The organism is Streptomonospora alba (assembly GCF_000826685.1).
Classification (GTDB): domain Bacteria; phylum Actinomycetota; class Actinomycetes; order Streptosporangiales; family Streptosporangiaceae; genus Streptomonospora; species Streptomonospora alba.
Genome location: NZ_JROO01000031.1, coordinates 35,120 through 53,447, shown reverse-complemented (window position 1 = coordinate 53,447; position 18,328 = coordinate 35,120). Strand labels below are relative to the sequence as shown.

Sequence of the window (18,328 nt, the reverse complement as noted above, 5' to 3'; positions counted from 1 at the left end):
CGGGCCGGGTGCGGACGCGTTCACCCGTTGGGCAGGCGCACCACGGTGACGAAGAAGTCGTCGATCTGCCGGACGACGCGGATGAACTGCTCGAAATCGACGGGCTTGGCGACGTAGGCGTTGGCGTGCAGGCGGTAGCTGCGCAGTATGTCCTCTTCCGCCTCGGAGGTGGTCAGCACCACGATCGGGATGTGGGAGAGCTCCTCGTCTCTTTTGACCTCTTCGAGGACCTCGCGCCCGTCCTTGCGGGGCAGATTGAGGTCGAGCAGGACCAGGTGCGGCTTGGGTGCGTCGGCGTACTCGCCTTCACGCCGCAGGAAGCGCAGCGCCTCCACGCCGTCGGACACCACGTGCAGGCGGTTGCCCACCTTGTGCTCCTGGAACGCCTCCTTGGTCATCAGGACGTCGCCGGGGTCGTCCTCGACCAGCAGCACCTCTATGGCATGCACCAAGTTGACCTCGCTCATCCTCGTCCAACCTGTCCCGAATCGTCCCTGGAGACGCCAGGGGGCGCGTCGCCTCCTTCACCCGGGGAGTGGGAACCGTCCGGGTCCGTCCCGGCCGACGGCTCGCCCGCACCGCCTCGGCCGTCCGGCTCGGAGGCACCGGTGGAGTCGGCGGAGCCGGCCTCCTGCGCCTCCTCGGGCTCGGGCGCCGCTACCCGGGCCTGATCGCCCGACTCCGGATCCTCCCTTGCGGAGACGGCGGCCGCCTCCGCGGCGGCACCGTCGTCGACGGGCAGCGACCAGCAGATGCGGGTCCCGTGCGAGGGTTCCCCGCCTTCGCCGGCCTCGTCACCCCCGCCGGACGAGGTGTCCAGCCAGATGCGGCCGTTGTGGAAGTCCACGATCTTCTTGCACATCGCGAGGCCGATGCCGGTCCCGCCGTACCTGTCGCGGGTGTGCAGCCGCTGGAAGATCACGAACACGCGCTCGGCGTACTGCGGCTCGATGCCGATGCCGTTGTCGGCGCAGCAGAACACCCACTCGTCGTCCTGCCGCCGGACGCTGACGTGCACGCGCGAGGGGTCCTCGCCGCGGAACTTCACGGCGTTGCCGATGAGGTTGAAGAAGACCTGGGTGAGCAGGGTGCGGTCGCCGCGGACGGTGGGCATGTCGTCGGCGGTGACGACCGCGCCGGCCTCCTCCAGGCGGGTCTCCAGGCTGCTCAGCGCATCGGCGAGCGCCTCGCTCAGGTCGACCGGTGCGTCGTCCTTGGTGCGGCCCACGCGCGAGAACGCCAGCAGGTCGTTGATGAGGGTCTGCATCCGCTTGGCGCCCTCGACCGCGTAGTCGATGTAGGCGTCGGCGCGCTCGTCGAGCTGCCCCTTGTAGCGCCGCTGCAGCAGCTGGCAGAAGCTGGCCACCTTGCGCAGCGGCTCCTGCAGGTCGTGTGAGGCGACGTAGGCGAACTGCTCCAGCTCCAGGTTGGAGCGGCGCAGTTCGTCGGTCTGGCGTTCCAGTAGCTCCGACTGCTCCTGCAGGGTCCTGCGCGCCGTGCCGACCTCGTCCAGGTCGCGCACGATGCGCTCGCGCATGGCGTCGACGTCGCGGCCGACGCGCTCGATCTCGGGCGGGCCGTGCAGCTCGATGCGGTGGGCGTAGTAGCCCTCGGAGACCTGGACCAGGTGGCGGCCGAGTTCGTCCAGCGGCCGCAGGACCCAGCTCTGCAGCATCACCCACAGGAAGCAGCACAGCACCACCACCACCGCGCCGACCAAGACCAGCAGCGCCACGACCTGCTGGGTCGCCAGGGTCAGCCCGTCGCGGGCCTGGTGCAGCTCCTCGTCGATGCGCTGCTCGGCGCGGGCGCCCGCCGCACGCAGGTCGTCGAAGCGCTCGCGGCCCGCCCGGTAGTCGGCGGAGGTGATCTCCTCACCGGAGCGGGCCTTCTCCAGGGTCGGCTCGGCGAAGTCCTCCTGCCAGTCCCGGCCGGCCTCGATGAGCCGGTCGATGTAGCCGTCGACGTCCTTGTTCTCCGCTGCCACGGAGCGCAGCTGCGGCAGGCTCTCGGCGAGGTCCTGCTTGCCCTGCTGGTAGGGCGCCAGGAAGTCGATGTCGTTGGTGAGCGCATAGCCGCGGATGCCGTTGTCCATGTTGAGGTAGGCCGACATGGTCTGGCGGACGGCGCTCTGGGCCGGCGTCAGTTCGTCGACCTGCCGGTTCAGGGACTCGCGGGCGTTGAAGGCGGCGAGGGTGATCGTCGAGACCGAGGCGACCAGCACCACCGCCACCGAGGCGAGCAGGACGGTCACACGGCGGCGCAGGGGCCACCTTCTCACTGCCGCTCCTCGTGCGTGATCAGCAGCATGGCGACGTCGTCCTGCAGCGGACCCCCGTTGTAGTGCTCTGCCTCGTCGACCAGGTGCTCGGGCAGGTCGACGATCGAGGTGCCGCGCGCCAGCAGGTCGCCGACCATGCGGCGCAGGCCGCCGACCTCCAGGCGGTCCGGCGGCCTGCCGTCGTAGGCGTCGACCAGGCCGTCGGTGTAGAGCATCAGGGTGGCCCCGCGGGGCAGCCGGAAGCGTTCGACCTCGGTCTCGCGGTCGGGGAAGACGCCGAGCGGCGGGCGGGGCGCGACGGGGACCTCCTCGACCCCGCCCTCCTGCAGGACCAGCGGCGGCGGATGCCCGAACAGCCGGATCCTGGCGTCCTCGCTGCCGGAGTCGAGGCTGACCTGGCACAGGGTGGCGTACATCTCCTCCTGTGCCCTCTCGCTGATGAGGATCTCCTCCAGCGCCGGCAGCAGCTCCTCCTCGGCCACTCCACCCATGACCAGGGCGCGCCAGGCGATGCGCAGGCTGACTCCGAGCGCGGCCTCGTCGGGGCCGTGGCCGCTGACGTCGCCGCACAGGACGTAGGTGGTGCCGCCCTTCTGCACGGCGTCGTAGAAGTCGCCGCCGACCAGGGCTCGCTTGCGGCCGGGCCGGTAGAAGGAGCGGTGGCTCAGCGGGGAGCTGTCCAGCAGCACCTGGGGCAGCAGGCCGCGCTCCAGGCGCATGTTCTCGCGAGCGTAGAGTTCGGCCTCGCGCAGCTGGCGGGCGTTCTCGTCGGCACGCTGGCGCTCGACGGAGTAGCGCAGGCTGCGCGCCAGCAGCGAGCCGTCGACGTGGCCCTTGACCAGGTAGTCCTGGGCGCCGGCGGCGACGGCGGCGATGCCCTCGTGCTCGTCGTTGAAGCCGGTCAGCACCACGACGGCCGCCGAGGACGCGGTGGTGAGGACCTCGCGCAGCAGTTCCATGCCCCGGGCGTCGGGGAGGTTGAGGTCGAGCAGGACACAGCCTCGGAACCCGGCGAAGTACTCGCGGGCCTGGGCGAGAGTGCTCACCCATGTGATACGGGTGTCCAGTGCGGCGTCGGCGAGGAGTTCCTCGACCAGGAACGCGTCTTGGGCGTCGTCCTCGACGAGGAGCACGTCGACCGCCTCGGCGGTGGAGGGGGACTGCCGCTCCATGACGGCCTCAGCAGCGCGGCCGGCGTCGGCCGGCCACGGTTGCTCGGTATCGGTCATGGTCACGGAATCGGATCCTGGGTTCCTTGTATCCACACATCGCCTCTACGTCGACCGGTGCGCGGTGCACGTCGTCAGCCGTTGCGGCAGTCAAACGATAATTGCCTGCACGTGTTGTCGCTAGCGGGATTGCACGAGAGGGGGCAAGCGGCGGCTGGGGCACCGCACCTTCGGTGCGCTCGATCGCACCTGCGTGCGAACCCAGGCTACCCGCCCTCCGCCAGCATGCTTTGTCGACACGGTGTCATCTCGCTCTTGAACGACTTCCAGCGTGCTGACATCATGTCAGCATCCCGATCGGGACGAAAGGCGACATAGGAGGGCATGTGCCCACTGAAGCCGGCCGCCACCCCACCGAGGACCCCGACCGCGGCACCCGCCGCGACGCCGACGAGGCAGCGGACGCGCCGTTCTCCGAACGGTTGAAGCGGGCCACCTGGTCGGCACACGAGGACGCCGAGCAGCACGGCTTCAGCCGCGCTCTGCTGGAGGGCGCACTGCCCCGCGAAAGCTACGCGGCGATGGTCGCCCAGCACTACTTCGCCTACGCTGCGCTGGAGGAGGTGGGCCGTTCGCTGGCCGCCGACCCCGTCGCCGGCCGCGTCGTCCACCCCGAGCTGTTCCGTGTTCCGGCCCTGGAGCGCGACCTGACCGCCCTCTACGGCGCCGACTGGCGCGAGCGCATCGCCCCCACAGCCCCCACCCGCGCCTACACGGAGCGCATCGAGCGCACCGCCGAGGACCCCGCGGGCTATGTGGCCCATCACTACACCCGCTACCTCGGCGACCTCTCCGGCGGGCAGTTCATCCGCCGGGTGGCGGAACGCGCCTACGGGCTGGACCAGCGCGGCGGCACCGCCTTCTACGACTTCTCCGCCCTGGGCAGTCTGCCGCGGTTCAAGGCGCGCTACCGCGCGCAGCTCGACGCGCTGGAGCTGGAGCTGGACGCGGCGGCACGCGAGCACGTCGTAGACGAAACGCGGCTGGCCTACCGGCTCAACATGGCCGTGCTGGCCGACCTCGGCGCCTCCTTCGCCGCCGACGCCGCCGTCTGATCGCCGCGGCGCCCCGCGGAGGACGCCCGGCCTCCTCCACCGCCGACGAAGACGCGCCCCCGGGCCCGCGTGACACCATGGGAACCATGCCCAAGATCTCGGCGCCGACCATCGCCGCGCACCGCGCTCAGACCCGCGAGCGCATCCTCGACGCGGTGGCCTCACTCACGCGTGCCCAGGGCATCGACGAGATCTCCATGACCGATGTGGCGGCCGCGGCGGGCATCACCCGCACCGTGCTCTACAACTACTTCCCCGACAAGCCCGCGCTGCTGCTGGCGTTCACCGAGCAGGCCACCGCCGGCTTCGTCGACCGCTTCCACCGCGAACTGCCCGAGGGAGCGGGGGCCGCTCAGCGGCTGGAGGCCTTCATCCGCCTACAGGTCGAGGCGCTGGCCGAACACCCCCACCCCGCGGCCGCCGAGCTGGGAGCCAGCCTGGGGCCCGACGCCTACCAGGCCCTCGCCGACCACGTCGCGCCGATGCAGCGCCTGCTCACCGGCATCCTGCGCCAAGGCGTGGCCGACGGCGAGTTCGCCGCGGCGCCGGTGGATCCCGTGGCCCGCCTCGTGCTGGCGATGCTGGGCGCGCAACGCGTACCGCTGCTGCGCGGCGAGACCACCCCCGACGACGCCGGTCGGCTGGTGTCGGCGTTCACTCTGCGTGCCCTGGGTGCCGCCACGGCGGGCGCTTGCGGTGACGCCCTGTGAACCCCGCACACCCCGGGTTATAGCGGCGCGACCGGAACCGGCCGCGGGCCGCATACCGGGAACGCGACAGGCCGCGGGGTGCGGCAGAATCGGGCACCGCCCAGGTCTCCCGCCCCCGGAGGAACCCCCCGTGTCCCTGCTGCTGATCCTGGCCGGCGCCGCCTTGGTGGCCATCGCGATGTCCAACCGCGTCCCGCGCTTCCAGCCCAGCGGCGCACCCCAGCTGGTCCGAGCCCGGCTGACCGAGACCGGCCGTGCCGCGCTTACCGCTGTGGGCGGCAGCGCGCTGATCATCGCCTTCTTCCTGGCGCTGTCCGGGATCTGAGCCCCGGCCGGTGCTCACAGGCGGCGGCGAGCGTCCCAGACGCGCCGCGGTTCAGGGCAGCAGCGAGCGCAGGCGGCGTCCCACCAGGCGCGCGGCGCCGGTGGCGGCCACCGCCGCGGTCAGCGCCGCGGATGCGGCCGCAGCCTCCCGTGCCGCGCTGCGGTACTCCGCCTCGCGCTGGGCGGCCGCGCGCTGCTCGGCGCTGAAGCGGCCCCCGCAGTCGCGCGGGTCCAGTTCCAGCCTGCGCCAGCGGCGCGGCCACGCCGCCGGCGGGCGCTCGGGATGGCCGCGCAGCGCGACGGCTGTGGGCGTGGACGCGTAGGGGGTACGCGGCTTCATCGGCCCCGGATCCGGTTCGCCCGAATCCAATTCGACAGGCTCGGGTCCGGTGTAACGCAGTGTGCCCGGGGCGTTGGCCAGCAGCTCGGCCAGCAGCTGGGCGCAGGCGCGGGCGTCGCCCAGCGCGGTGTGCTGGGCGGTGGGCCAGTGGCCGCTGAGAGCGTGGGTGGCCCGCGGCAGCGAGTAGCGGGGCAGGTCCACCTGCGACCGAAGCGCCAGCAGTGTGCACAATCCCGGCAGACTTCCCGGCAGTCCCACGGGCAGCAGTTCCGAGGCCAGGAAGCGGCCCTCGAAGTCGAGCTTGTGGCCGACCAGCACCGCGCCGGAGAACAGCCCTTGCAGGACGCCCACCAGCTCGGCGGCCTTGGGTGCGCCCACGACGTCGCTGGCACCGATGCCGTGGAACTCCTGGCCGGTGATCGCCACGCCCGGGTCGACCAGCGTGCTGAACTCCCGCAGCAGCGTGCCGTCGCCGCGCATCCGCACCACCGCGATCTCGCAGATCCGGGCGCCCTCGCCGGGGTAGAGCCCGGTAGTCTCCACGTCGACTACGGCGTACTCGAGTTCGCGCGCGCTGCGGGCGGCGCTCCGGCGGCGGGTCACAGACCCCATCCGGACCATCCGTCCGGCGTCGGGTTCGGCGTCCAGCACCTCGTCCAGCCCCCGTCCGATCGTCATCGCGGCACCTCCCGCGGGCCGACACTACGACACGCGGAGGAAGACGAGCGCCCTCAGAGGCGTTGAACCAGCGGCCCCGCCGGGCCGCGCCGCGGGCCGCGCCGCCCGAAGCACGAGCTTCCCCTGACCAAGGAGTGCCCATGCCCCGTAACCCGCAGCCGCAGTATGTCCCGCTGATCGAGGTGGTCCGGTCGGGATTCGGTGAGGGGGTGCACTTCGGCACGGCAGTGGGACTGAGCTCGAAGGGTGAGATCGGCTACGCACGGGGGGACGCCCACGCCCCTATGCTGCCGCGCTCGTCCGCCAAGCCCTTCCAAGCGGCGGCCGCGCTGCGCGCCGGCGCCGGGCTCGAACCCCCGCAGACCGCGATCGCCGCCGGCAGCCACAGCGGCGAGCCCCACCACGTCAAGACGGTGGTGGGCATGCTGGCCGAAGCCGGGCTCGACGCCGATGCGCTGCACTGTCCGGCCGACTGGCCGCTGGACCGCAGCGAACACGACCGGCTGCTCAGGGCGGGGGGCACACCCACCCGGCTGCTGATGAACTGCTCAGGCAAGCACGCCGCCATGCTCGCCGCCTGCATAGCCCGCGAATGGAGCATCGGCGACTATCTCGAACCCGGCCACCCGGTGCAGGAGCTGGTACGCCAGGTGATCGAGGAGATGTGCGGCGAATCCGTCGCCCACACCACCGTGGACGGGTGCGGAGCGCCGCAGCCGGCCGTCTCCCTGGCCGGCTTGGCGCGCGGGCTGCAGGCGATGGCGCGCGCGCCGGAGTCCTCGGCCGAGTCGCGGGTGCTGGAGGCCATGCGGGAGTTCCCCGAGAACGTCGCCGGCGAGGGGCGGATCGACACCCTGCTGATGCGGCGGCTGCCGGGTGCGGTGGCCAAGATGGGCGCCGAAGGGGTCCTGGCCGTGGCCGCGCCCACCGGCGAGGTGGCGGCGGTCAAGATGAGCGACGGCGACCCGCTGTTCCGGGCCCGCACCATCGCGGTCCTCGACGCGCTGGAGGCCGTCGGCGCCGACGTCGATGCGGTAGGCGAGCTGAGAGCGTCCGAGGTGCGGGGCGGCGGCGAGACGGTGGGACGGTTGCGGTCGATCTGACCGGCGCACCCGCCTGCGGTTCCGCATCGGAGCCGGATCCGTCCACTGGAAGGGCCCGGCGCGGCAGGGAAGCGGAAGGAAACGGGCGCCGCAGGCGGAATCCGGACGCTCCGGGCTATGTTTCGAGCAGACGGGGCCGTGCGCCGCGGCCCCGCACGCCGACGTTCGACGAAGGGCGGCAGATGGGCGAGATCCGCGACGTCGCGATCGCCGGAGCGGGCATGGCCGGGTTGCACACGGCCGAATCCCTGCGTGAGGCCGGGTTCGACGGCCGCATCACGATGATCGGCGAGGAGGAGCACCGCCCCTACTCCCGCCCTCCGTTGTCCAAGGAGTTCCTCACCGGCAAGGGCGCGCCGGTCGGCGTGGCCCTGCGCGACGGCCCCTCGTTCGAGGCGCTGGACCTCGACGTGCGCCTGGGCCGGCGCGCGCAGCGGCTGCGGCCGCGCGAACGCGCGGTCGAACTCGACGACGGCTCTTCGGTGACCGCCGATCGCCTTGTCGTCGCCACCGGTGCCCGCGCACGCCGCCCCGACACCGCGCTGGACGGCGTCCACGTGCTGCGCACCGTCGAGGACGCCGAAGCGGTGCGCGACGCGTTCACGACCGCTGAACGCGTCGTGGTCGTGGGCGCCGGCTTCATCGGCGCCGAGGTCGCCTCCAGCGCCCGCGCCGCCGGGCTGGACGTCGTTCTGGTGGAGGCCGCTGCCACCCCGCTGACGAGGGTGATCGACCCCCGGGTCGGCGGTGTGTTCACCGAGCTGCACCGCGACCAGGGCGTCGACGTCCGGCTGGGCGTGGGCGTGACCGGTTTCGAGGGCCGGGGGCGCGTGGAGCGCGTCCGGCTCAGCGACGGCGACGCGATCGAGACTTCGCTGGTGGTGGCGGGCCTGGGCGCGCTGCCCAACACCGACTGGCTTGAGGGATCGGGGGTGGAGCTGGCCGCCGAGACCGGCGGCGTGCTCTGCGACGAGTACTGCCGCACGGCGGTGCCCGGGGTGTACGCGGCGGGCGACGTCGCGGCCTGGCCGCACAGGCGCTACGGCGGCCTGGTGCGTCTGGAGCACTGGACCAACGCCGGCGAGCAGGCCGCCGCCACCGTGGCCAACCTGCTGGCGGGCGACGGCACCGGTACGCCGTATACGCCGGTCCCCTACTTCTGGTCCGACCAGTACGGAATGAAGATCCAACTGCTGGGGCAGGCGGCGCCCGCCGACACCGCCGAGATCGTGCACGGCTCGGCCGAGGACCGCAAGTTCGTAGCGTTCCTCGGCCGGGCCGGGATGCTGGTGGGCGTGCTGGGACTGCGCTCCACGCCGAAGGTGATGCGCTACCGGCGGCTCCTGAGCGAGCCCACCACCTGGCAGGACGCGCTGGCCGAAGTCAGCCCTCGATCGTGATCGCCTGCTTGGGGCACATGCGGGCGGCCTCCTGGACCTCGGCCCGCAGCTCCTCGGGAGGCTCGTCCTGCAGCACGTAGAGGAAGTCGTCCTCGCGTACCTCGAAGACCTCCGGAACCACGCCCATGCACACCGCGTTGCTCTCGCACAGGTCGAAATCGACGTTGACCCGCATGGTTCTCCTCGCTCTGCGCTCGCTCCGCCGCTGGTTCGAAAACCGAGCCTAACCCCGGGACCGGCGGGCGCCGCCGCTGCGGGGGCTCCGGCCGGGGGCCGGCTCGGTGCCTCAGGTACGCGCGAAGGCGTCGGTCGCCTCGATGAGGTGGTGCAGGATGCCGGGTTCGCTGAAGGCGTGGCCGGCGTCGTCGACCAGCTGGAACCGCGCCTCGGGCCAGGCGCGGCTCAGATCGAAGGCGGTCTTGGCCGGCGTGCAGACGTCGTATCGGCCCTGCACGATCACGCCGGGGATGTCGCGCAGCCGGTCGGCGTTGTTGACGAGCTGGCCGGGCGTGAAGAACCCGCCGTGGGCGAAGTAGTGGTTCTCGATGCGGGCGAAGGCCAGCGCGTAGTCGGCTTCGGCGTGGTGGGCGCGGATCTCCTCGTCGGGCAGCAGCGTGATGGTCGAGCCCTCCCACGTGCTCCACGCGCGGGCCGCGGTCAGCCGCTCCTCGGGGTCGGGTGAGTTCAGCCGGCGCGCGTAGGCGCCGATGAGGTCGTCGCGCTCTTCCTCGGGGATGGGCGCCAGGTAGTCCTCCCACAGATCGGGGAAGAGGTAGGAGGCGCCGCTCTGGTAGAACCACAGCAGCTCCTCGTTGCGCAGGGTGAAGACGCCGCGCAGCACGAGTTCGCTGACCCGGCGCGGGTGCTCCTGGGCGTAGGCCAGCGCCAGGGCGCTCCCCCATGAACCGCCGAAGACCTGCCAGCGGTCCACTCCGACCATGGCCCGCAGCCGCTCGATGTCCTCCACCAGGGACCAGGTGGTGTTGGTCTTGAGGTCGACGTCCATGCCGCTGGCGTGCGGGGTGCTGCGGCCGCAGTTGCGCTGGTCGAACAGCAGCACCCGGTAGTGCTCGGGATCGAACAGCCTGCGGTGGTCGGGGTTGCATCCGCCCCCCGGTCCTCCGTGCAGGAAAACCGCCGGCTTGCCCGCGGGGTTCCCGCACAGCTCCCAGTAGATCCGGTGTCCATCGCCCACGTCGAGCATGCCGGAGTCGTAGGGTTCGATGGACGGGTACAGCGTGCGCATGGGTTAGGCGTCCTTCGTCGCAGATGTGGCCGCGTCAATCCTAGAACCGGGAGCAGAGGCCGCGGATTCGTTCCCGCGCGGCCGCCCGGATGCCGCGGGCGCCGCCGCGGAACACCGGAAGCGCCGATGCGTCCGGAATCCGGCGAGCCCGGCGGCGAACGGCTCCGATTCGTTCCTGCGCACGGCACCGCCGTCGCAGTCGGCCGTGCGCCGGGCGGCGGTCCGGGCCTCGCACGGGGCCCGGAGCACGGCGCCGCCGCCGCACGGGCCGCACCGGTGAAGTGACCAGGGTCACACTCACCGCACCGGCTCCGGATGTGCACGCGTTGCGGAGGGCTCGCGTCGCGGCGGCCCGTACGCCGCGCGCCGGTGCCGAAGACGTGCGCGGGCCCTCATCGCGTTAGTGTTCATCGTGGGTCGCAGGGGAGACGGAAGTAGGGACACAGAAGGCATGCCCAACACCAACGACACGCGCGTCGCCAGCTACCAACCGCTGATCGCGCCCAAGGACCTGCTGGCCGAGCTCCCGATGGGGCCGGAGCGCGCGGCGCTCGTCGAGGACGCCCGCGCCGAGGTCAAGCGGGTGCTCGACGGGGCCGACGACCGCCTGCTGGTCATCGTGGGGCCCTGCTCGGTGCACGACCCCGAGGCCGCGGTCGACTACGCCCAGCGGCTCAAGGCGCTGATCCCGTCGGTCAGCGAGGATCTGTGCGTGGTGATGCGCGTCTACTTCGAGAAGCCGCGCACCACGCTGGGCTGGAAGGGGCTGATCAACGACCCCGGCCTGGACGAGAGCTACGACGTGCACCGCGGCTTGCGCACCGCCCGCAAGCTGCTGCTGGACATCGGCTCCATCGGCGTTCCGGCCAGCACCGAGTTCCTCGACCCCATCACGCCGCAGTACATCGCCGATGCGGTCGCCTGGGGGGCCATCGGCGCCCGTACGACCGAGAGCCAGGTGCACCGCCAGCTCGGCAGCGGCCTGAGCATGCCGGTGGGCTTCAAGAACGGCACCGACGGCGACGTCCAGGTGGCCGTGGACGCCTGCGGGGCCTCGGCGGCCTCGCACACCTTCTTCGGCGTCGACCCCGCCGGGGCGGGTTCGGTCGTGGTCACCGCGGGCAACCCCGACTGCCACGTCATCCTGCGGGGCGGGCGTACGGGCCCCAACTACGACGCGGCGAACGTCTCCTCGGCGCTGGACGCGATCGAGGGCTCCGGGCTGCCGCGGCGGCTGATGATCGACTCCAGCCACGCCAACAGCGGCAAGGACCACACCCGCCAGCCCGGCGTCGCCGAGGCGATCGCCGCCCAGGTGGCCGACGGCCAGCGCGGCGTCGTGGGTGTGATGCTGGAGAGCTTCATCGAGGAGGGCGCCCAGGAGCTGAGCGACCCGGCCGACCTGGTCTACGGCCGCTCCATCACCGACAAGTGCATGGACTGGTCGACCACCGAGCAGGTGCTCGGCAAGCTGGCCGAGGCGGTGCGCAAGCGCCGCTCGGTGTAGCGGTCGGCACAGCACATCGGAACCCGTTCGAGGGCCGCCGCCGCGTAAGCGCCGGCGGCCCTCGTGCGTCGCGCCGCCCCGCCCCATAGCCGCGCGTTACCGCTGGTCGACACGTTGACCGGGGCGTTTCGCGTGCCCTTGTCTGTTCGCTCGAAGGCCGCGCTGTTAGCCTGGAATCGGTCGTTGAATCCGTACGGGAGAGAGTCCGTGCAGCCGGCGCGGGCCGCCGAAGGAGCAATTCCTCCCCAGAGAACCTCTCAGGCGCTGTGGACCGTACGGTCGAGACCACTCTGGAAAGCAGGGGCGTCGGGCCCCTCGCCGAAGGTGCAAACCGCGTCCGCGCGGCGAAGCTCTCAGGCACCATGACAGAGGGGGAGGATGGCAACGCCTGTGACGAAACGACGTCCATCCTCTCGGGAGTGAGAATGACTGCGCCGGACCAGGGATCGGCACTGCGAACCACACCGCTGCACGCCGTCCACGAACGGGCCGGGGCCACCCTGGTCGACTTCGCAGGCTGGGAGATGCCGCTGCGCTACGGCGGCGAGCGCGCCGAGCACACGGCCGTGCGCGAGACCGCCGGTCTCTTCGACCTCTCGCACATGGGCGAGATCGCCGTCAGCGGCCCCCAGGCCGCCGACATGCTCGACTACGCCCTGGCGGGCCACCTGTCGAAGGTGACCCCGGGCCGCGCCCGCTACACCATGATCACCGACGCCGACGGCGGCGTCCTCGACGACCTCATCGTCTACCGGCTCACCGAGGACGAGTACATGGTGGTGGCCAACGCGGCCAACGCCGAGACCGTCCTGGCCGCGCTCAGCGAACGCGCGGCGGGCTTCGACGCCCTGGTCGAGGACCGCTCCCCCGACTACGCCCTGATCGCCGTGCAGGGCCCGGCCGCCGCCGAGATCCTCGCGCCCCTCACCGACGCCGACCTGAGCACGATCAAGTACTTCGCGGGCTACTCCCACGATGTCGCGGGGTACCCGGCGCTGCTGGCCCGGACCGGCTACACCGGCGAGGACGGCTTCGAGATCTTCCTCACCCCCGGCGACGCCGCGCCCGCCGTGTGGGCGGCCCTGCTGGAGTCCGGCGAGCCGCACGGCCTGGTTCCCGCCGGGCTGTCCGCACGCGACACGCTGCGGCTCGAAGCCGGGATGCCGCTCTACGGCAACGAACTCGACACCGGGACCACCCCCTTCGACGCCAATCTGGGGCGCGTCGTCAAACTGGACAAGCCGGGCGATTTCGTGGGCCGCGATGCGCTCCAGCGCGTCGCCGACTCCGGCCCGCGGCGCCGCCTGGTGGGCCTGGTGGCCCGCGGCCGCCGTCCGCTGCGCAAGGGCAACCCCGTGCTGCTCGGCGGCGAGCCCGTTGGCGTGGTCACCAGCGGGGCGCCCTCGCCCACGCTGGGCAAGCCCGTCGCCATGGCCTACATCGACAGCGGCGCCGATCCCTCCACCGGCGAGACCGCCGTGGACGTGCGCGGCCGCGCCGAGGCCGTCGATGTCGTCGACCTGCCCTTCTACCAGCGGGGGCGCTGAGCTTCCGCCGACCCGAACCGCGCACACCGCGTGCGGGGCCGCAGGCCGAAGCGGCAGAATTCGACGCGGGTGGAACCGCCGTGCGGTCCACACGCCGACCCGGTCGGACGGCCACACGCCTATGGCGCCGCGCCATACCCGGACAACGACGACCTCCTGGAGAGTTGAATTGAGCGTTCCCGCGGAGCTGAACTACACGAGCGAGCACGAGTGGGTGGCGATCAACGACGGTGTTGCCACGATCGGCATCACCGCCTTCGCCGCCGAAGCACTCGGCGACATCGTCTACGTCGAGCCGCCGGAGACGGGCGCGACCGTCGCCGCCGGCGAGACCTGCGGGGAGGTGGAGTCCACCAAGTCCGTCAGCGACCTGTACGCACCGGTGAACGGCGAAGTCGTCGACGTCAACCAGGCAGCGGTGGACAATCCCGAGGTCATCGGGACCGATCCCTACGGCCAGGGGTGGCTATTCAAGGTGGAGGTCACCGAGGAACCGTCCGAGCTGCTCTCTCCGGAGCAGTACACGCAGTTGACCGAAGGCGAAGGTTAATCACATGCCCTCTCAGCGGAATCTGCTCGACCAGACCCTCGACCAGCTCGATCCCGAGGTCGCCGCAGCCGTCGGCGCTGAGCTGAGCCGGCAGCGCGACACCCTGGAGATGATCGCCTCGGAGAACTTCGCTCCGCAGGCGGTGCTGGAGGCCCAGGGCACGGTCCTGACCAACAAGTACGCCGAGGGCTACCCCGGCAAGCGCTACTACGGGGGTTGCGAGCACGTCGACGTGGTCGAGCAGCTCGCGATCGACCGCGCCAAGGAGCTGTTCGGCGCGGAGCACGCCAACGTGCAGCCGCACTCGGGCGCCCAGGCCAACACCGCGGTGTACTTCTCGCTGCTCAAGCCGGGCGACACCATCCTGGGCCTGGACCTGGCCCACGGCGGGCACCTGACCCACGGCATGAAGCTGAACTACTCCGGCAAGATCCTCAACGCGGTCGCCTACCACGTGCGCCCCGAGGACGGCACCGTCGACTACGACGAGGTCGCGGCGCTGGCCAAGGAGCACCGGCCGAAGATGATCGTCGCCGGGTGGTCGGCCTACCCACGCGAGCTCGACTTCGCGCGCTTCCGCGCGATCGCCGACGAGGTCGACGCACTGTTCATGGTGGACATGGCGCACTTCGCCGGACTGGTGGCCGCGGGGGTGCACCCCAACCCGGTACCGCACGCCGACGTGGTGACCACCACCACGCACAAGACGCTCGGCGGCCCGCGCGGCGGGCTCATCCTGTGCAAGGAAGAGTACGGCAAGAAGATCAACTCGGCCGTGTTCCCCGGTATGCAGGGCGGGCCGCTGGAGCACGTGATCGCGGGCAAGGCCGTCGCGCTGAAGGTCGCCGCGGGCGACGACTTCGCCGACCGGCAGCGGCGCACCGTCTCCGGCGCGCGGATCCTGGCCGAGCGGCTGATGCGCGAGGACGCGGTGCAGAACGGCGTGCGGGTGCTCAGCGGCGGAACAGACGTCCATCTTGTGCTCGTTGACCTGGTGAACTGCCAGCTCAACGGCAAGGAGGCCGAGGACCGGCTGCACGAGATCGGCATCACCGTCAACCGCAACGCGGTGCCCGACGACCCGCGGCCGCCCATGGTGACCTCGGGGCTGCGCATCGGCACACCTGCGCTGGCCACGCGCGGGTTCGGCGACGAGGACTTCACCGAGGTCTCCGACATCATCGCCGAAGCGCTCAAGCCCGAATACGACGCCGCCGCGCTGCGCGGCCGCGTCGAGGCTCTGGTGCGCAAGCACCCGCTCTACCCGGAGCTGTAGAGGGCGGGATCCTGCCCTCCTGGTGCGGCCGGGGCGTGGCGCATTGCGTCCCGGCCGCACCGAACACCAACATCGCTCCTGTGCCCGCTAGGAGGGCAGGACCATGGCAATCAGCGTTTTCGATCTGTTCACGATCGGCATCGGCCCGTCGAGTTCGCACACGGTCGGACCGATGCGGGCCGCCCACCGGTTCGCCGAAGGGTTGGCGGAGTCCGGGCTGCTGGAGCGGACCGCCGCGGTTCGCGTCGAGCTCTACGGCTCGCTCGCGCTGACCGGAAAGGGGCACGGCAGCGACCGCGCCGTCGTCCTCGGCCTGCTCGGCGAGACGCCCGAGGGCGTCGACATCGACGCGGCGCCCGCGATGGTGGACCGTGTGCGCACGCAGCACCGGCTGGCGCTGGAGGGCGGGCACGCGGTCGCCTTCGACCCCGAGACCCACCTGGAGTTCCGCCGCAAGGAGACGCTGCCCGGCCATCCCAACGGGATGCGCTTCGTCGCCGAGGACTCCGCCGGGAACGAACTGCGGGCGCACATCTACTACTCGGTGGGCGGGGGCTTCGTCGTCGACGAGAAGGCGGTGGGCGCGGACCGGATCACCGCCGACGACACCCCGCAGCCCTACCCGTTCGCCTCCGCCGCCGAACTGCTGGAGATCTGCCGCGAGACCGGCATGTCCATCAGCTCGGTCATGCTCGCCAACGAGCGGGCGTTCGGCCGCTCCGCCGCCGAGATCCGCGAGGGGCTACTGGAGATCTGGCGGGCCATGCGCGCGTGTGTGCGCCGGGGCGTGAGCACCGAGGGCACCCTGCCCGGCGGCCTGAAGGTCACGCGGCGGGCGCCGCGGCTGTACCGCCAGCTCGGCGGCCACTGCGAGGCCGAGGGCCTGTCCGGGCCCGACCACAGCGACCCGGGCGACCCCATGCGGGGCACCGACTGGATCACTCTGTACGCCCTCGCCGTCAACGAGGAGAACGCCGCGGGCGGCCGTGTGGTCACCGCCCCCACCAACGGCGCGGCCGGCATCATCCCCGCGGTGCTGCACTACTACGTGCACTTCACCCAGGGCGCGGGCGACGAGGGTGCGATCCGGTTCCTGCTCGCAGCGGGGGCGATCGGCATCCTCTACAAGCACAACGCCTCGATCTCCGGTGCCGAGGTCGGCTGCCAGGGCGAGGTCGGCTCGGCGTCGTCGATGGCCGCGGCGGGCCTCGCCGAGGCCTGGGGCGCCACTCCGGCCCAGATCGAGAACTCCGCCGAGATCGCCATGGAGCACAACCTGGGTCTGACCTGCGACCCCATCGGCGGCCTGGTCCAGGTCCCCTGCATCGAGCGCAACGCCCTGGCCTCGATCAAGGCGATCAGCGCGGCCCGCATCGCCCTGCGCGGCGACGGCAGCCACTTCGTCTCCCTCGACAAGGTCATCCAGACCATGCGCGACACCGGCCGGGACATGATGGACAAGTACAAGGAGACCAGCAGGGGCGGACTGGCGGTCAACGTCATCGAGTGCTGAAGGTGGATCCGCCGGCTGCGGCCGCCGGACCGGCGGACCCGGCGGATGTCCCACCCGGCTGGTTCACTGTCGGACATGGACCGACGTGAACAACCCCGCGAGGGCGTCTTCTGGGACATCCAGGCAGGGCGGGTGCCGACTCCGCCTGCCGCGGTGACGTTGGGGTGGGAGGTCGTGGACGTCGACCCCGAATCCGGAACCCTGGACCTCGCGTTCGACGCCGGCGAGCGGTTCCTCAACCCCGCGGGCACCGTCCAGGGCGGGTTCCTGGCCGCGATGCTGGACGACACGATGGGTCCGGCGCTGGTCGCCACCCTGCCGCCCGGCTACTTCGCGCCGACGCTGGACCTCCAGGTCCAGTTCCTGCGCCCGGCACGGCCGGGCCGGATCCTCGGGCACGGCGAGGTGGTCAAGCGCGGCAGGGAGGTCTGCTTCCTTTCCGGACGTCTCACCGACGCCGAGGACCGGCTCCTGGCCACCGGCACCGCGACCGCCCGCATCCAGCCGATGGAGACCCCGGCCGCGGCGGTTCCACCGACGTCCGAGCAACGCGGTTAGCCGGTGCCGGAGGTGCAGATCGGCTCTGCCCCCGCCCGAGAGGCGTCGGGACAGGGGCTGCGAACGCCGGAATCCCCTGCGTGTGCAGGGCTTTGGAGATACGGCGCCTGCTCCCCGGGTGTGCCCCCGGCTTGTGGCGTGGTATACCGGGCCCGTGGTCGATTCGAGTGCCGGCGCTCCGGCTTGCGTCGGCTGTTGGACAGGGGGCACGGTGCAGCGCAACGGACTCGGGTTGAACGCGGACCCCAACGGCCCGTTCCACGGCCCTCTCGCCCACGCCTATGCGTGCGCCGTGCACATCCAGGTCGCCAACGACGCACCGTGGAACCATCCTGCCGGCTGTTCCTGCTGCTCGCCCGAACAGAAGCGGGCCGGTCTGCGCGAGGACTGGGGGATCGAATCTCCCGACGGCTGGCGGCAGCAGACGGAATCGCTGATCAGCGACAGGGACAGCAATTTCCCCGCCAGTGTGCTGCTGGAGCTGCGCAGGGTTTCGTCACAGGCGATCCAGCAGCCCATCGATCCGGGGGTCTGGCGCGACGGCATCGCCCAGATGTGCTGGCAGCACGGCCTCGACGAGGCCGCCTACCGGCAGTCGGTGGATCTGGCCGGCCTGATCCTGCACTACGAGCAGCGGTTCGCGGCCGACGGCCTGCTGCCGCCCGGCGGGATCGTCCCCTCGATCAAGGCCTGGGACTTCGGCCGCGGCGCGAACATGGCGCGGTGGGGTGTGCAGTGCGGCTACGCCGACATGCACACCTCGCAGTGGTACGCGGTGCAGGCGAGCGAGCAGGCGCGCCGGCACTACGCCACGTGGGCGGACTTCTCGGCGGCCTACATCCTGGGGCGCTGCCTGCACTTCGACAACGGCGAGTTCGGCCACTGGTACACGGCGCCGCTGGAGGTGCACCACCTGATGATGTCGCACCCGCAGAGCCCGTGGCTGCACCTTCCCTTCCGCATCTGAGCGGGCCCTGAACCCGCCCTACATACCGTCTAGGACAGCCGATC

The 18,328-nt window shown here is 71.6% G+C and carries 18 protein-coding genes and 1 riboswitch; of the genes, 12 read left to right on the top strand and 6 right to left on the bottom strand.

Annotated elements, in window-relative coordinates; translation table 11 throughout:
* Positions 1–20 precede the first annotated feature (20 nt).
* Genes LP52_RS16285 through LP52_RS16275 form a run of 3 tightly spaced genes read right to left on the bottom strand, consistent with a single transcriptional unit; the run spans position 21 to position 3,510 of the window.
* Entirely contained in the window at positions 21–467 is a 447-nt protein-coding gene (locus LP52_RS16285; RefSeq protein ID WP_040274675.1) for a response regulator, read from the bottom strand.
* The gene (locus LP52_RS16280; protein WP_052809925.1) at positions 464–2,281 is read right to left on the bottom strand and encodes a sensor histidine kinase; all 1,818 of its coding nucleotides are present in this window, start codon (positions 2,279–2,281) and stop codon (positions 464–466) included. The genes LP52_RS16285 and LP52_RS16280 overlap by 4 nt, the downstream gene beginning before the upstream one ends.
* Positions 2,278–3,510: a PP2C family protein-serine/threonine phosphatase gene (locus LP52_RS16275; RefSeq protein ID WP_157036359.1), complete on the bottom strand. Its 1,233-nt coding sequence runs from the start codon at positions 3,508–3,510 to the stop codon at positions 2,278–2,280. Before LP52_RS16275 ends, LP52_RS16280 begins: the two co-directional genes overlap by 4 nt.
* A gap of 326 nt (positions 3,511–3,836) precedes the next feature.
* Here LP52_RS16275 and LP52_RS16270 point away from each other — a divergent pair, with 326 nt between their 5' ends.
* The 3 genes from LP52_RS16270 (at position 3,837) to LP52_RS16260 (ending at position 5,600) form a co-directional block, all read left to right on the top strand.
* Complete coding sequence (locus LP52_RS16270) at positions 3,837–4,565, top strand: biliverdin-producing heme oxygenase (RefSeq protein ID WP_084723256.1); 729 nt, start codon at positions 3,837–3,839, stop codon at positions 4,563–4,565.
* An 86-nt stretch (positions 4,566–4,651) separates the two neighbouring features.
* The gene (locus tag LP52_RS16265; protein WP_040274785.1) at positions 4,652–5,275 is read left to right on the top strand and encodes a TetR/AcrR family transcriptional regulator; all 624 of its coding nucleotides are present in this window, start codon (positions 4,652–4,654) and stop codon (positions 5,273–5,275) included.
* Positions 5,276–5,405: 130 nt separating this feature from the next.
* Positions 5,406–5,600 carry a hypothetical protein gene (locus LP52_RS16260; protein WP_040274671.1) on the top strand — a complete coding sequence of 65 codons (195 nt, stop codon included), beginning with the start codon at positions 5,406–5,408 and terminating at the stop codon, positions 5,598–5,600.
* A 51-nt stretch (positions 5,601–5,651) separates the two neighbouring features.
* Here LP52_RS16260 and LP52_RS16255 read toward each other — a convergent pair whose 3' ends face one another.
* The gene (locus LP52_RS16255; protein WP_238580946.1) at positions 5,652–6,617 is read right to left on the bottom strand and encodes a 3'-5' exonuclease; all 966 of its coding nucleotides are present in this window, start codon (positions 6,615–6,617) and stop codon (positions 5,652–5,654) included.
* 140 nt (positions 6,618–6,757) lie between these two features.
* Between LP52_RS16255 and LP52_RS16250 the strand changes: the two genes are divergently transcribed.
* Together LP52_RS16250 and LP52_RS16245 are read left to right on the top strand one after the other, a co-directional pair.
* The gene (locus tag LP52_RS16250) at positions 6,758–7,720 is read left to right on the top strand and encodes an asparaginase (protein WP_040274669.1); all 963 of its coding nucleotides are present in this window, start codon (positions 6,758–6,760) and stop codon (positions 7,718–7,720) included.
* A 182-nt stretch (positions 7,721–7,902) separates the two neighbouring features.
* Positions 7,903–9,120, top strand: a complete 1,218-nt coding sequence (locus tag LP52_RS16245; protein ID WP_193790003.1) for an NAD(P)/FAD-dependent oxidoreductase — start codon at positions 7,903–7,905, stop codon at positions 9,118–9,120.
* On the opposite strand, the gene LP52_RS16240 is transcribed toward LP52_RS16245, so the two are convergent.
* Together LP52_RS16240 and pip are read right to left on the bottom strand one after the other, a co-directional pair.
* Positions 9,104–9,295 (bottom strand): ferredoxin, encoded by a 192-nt coding sequence (locus LP52_RS16240; RefSeq protein WP_040274667.1) that lies wholly within the window; start codon positions 9,293–9,295, stop codon positions 9,104–9,106. The genes LP52_RS16245 and LP52_RS16240 overlap by 17 nt on opposite strands.
* A gap of 111 nt (positions 9,296–9,406) precedes the next feature.
* The gene (gene pip / locus LP52_RS16235) at positions 9,407–10,366 is read right to left on the bottom strand and encodes a prolyl aminopeptidase (RefSeq protein ID WP_040274666.1); all 960 of its coding nucleotides are present in this window, start codon (positions 10,364–10,366) and stop codon (positions 9,407–9,409) included.
* Positions 10,367–10,817: 451 nt separating this feature from the next.
* Here pip and LP52_RS16230 point away from each other — a divergent pair, with 451 nt between their 5' ends.
* From LP52_RS16230 to LP52_RS16200, 7 genes are all read left to right on the top strand, one after another.
* Positions 10,818–11,873: a 3-deoxy-7-phosphoheptulonate synthase gene (locus LP52_RS16230; protein ID WP_040274664.1), complete on the top strand. Its 1,056-nt coding sequence runs from the start codon at positions 10,818–10,820 to the stop codon at positions 11,871–11,873.
* A gap of 184 nt (positions 11,874–12,057) precedes the next feature.
* Positions 12,058–12,157: riboswitch (glycine riboswitch) on the top strand.
* A gap of 141 nt (positions 12,158–12,298) precedes the next feature.
* Positions 12,299–13,420: a glycine cleavage system aminomethyltransferase GcvT gene (gene gcvT / locus LP52_RS16225; RefSeq protein ID WP_040274662.1), complete on the top strand. Its 1,122-nt coding sequence runs from the start codon at positions 12,299–12,301 to the stop codon at positions 13,418–13,420.
* Positions 13,421–13,589: 169 nt separating this feature from the next.
* Positions 13,590–13,970 (top strand): glycine cleavage system protein GcvH, encoded by a 381-nt coding sequence (gene gcvH / locus LP52_RS16220; RefSeq protein WP_040274660.1) that lies wholly within the window; start codon positions 13,590–13,592, stop codon positions 13,968–13,970.
* Positions 13,971–13,974: 4 nt separating this feature from the next.
* Positions 13,975–15,246 carry a serine hydroxymethyltransferase gene (locus LP52_RS16215; RefSeq protein ID WP_040274658.1) on the top strand — a complete coding sequence of 424 codons (1,272 nt, stop codon included), beginning with the start codon at positions 13,975–13,977 and terminating at the stop codon, positions 15,244–15,246.
* A 103-nt stretch (positions 15,247–15,349) separates the two neighbouring features.
* Positions 15,350–16,759, top strand: coding sequence for an L-serine ammonia-lyase (locus LP52_RS16210; protein WP_040274656.1), 1,410 nt, complete (start codon positions 15,350–15,352; stop codon positions 16,757–16,759).
* Positions 16,760–16,834: 75 nt separating this feature from the next.
* Positions 16,835–17,317 (top strand): PaaI family thioesterase, encoded by a 483-nt coding sequence (locus tag LP52_RS16205; protein WP_040274654.1) that lies wholly within the window; start codon positions 16,835–16,837, stop codon positions 17,315–17,317.
* Between the two features lie 211 nt (positions 17,318–17,528).
* On the top strand, positions 17,529–18,284 hold the full coding sequence (locus LP52_RS16200) for a DUF1266 domain-containing protein (protein ID WP_040274652.1): 756 nt from the start codon (positions 17,529–17,531) through the stop codon (positions 18,282–18,284).
* Positions 18,285–18,328 lie beyond the last annotated feature (44 nt).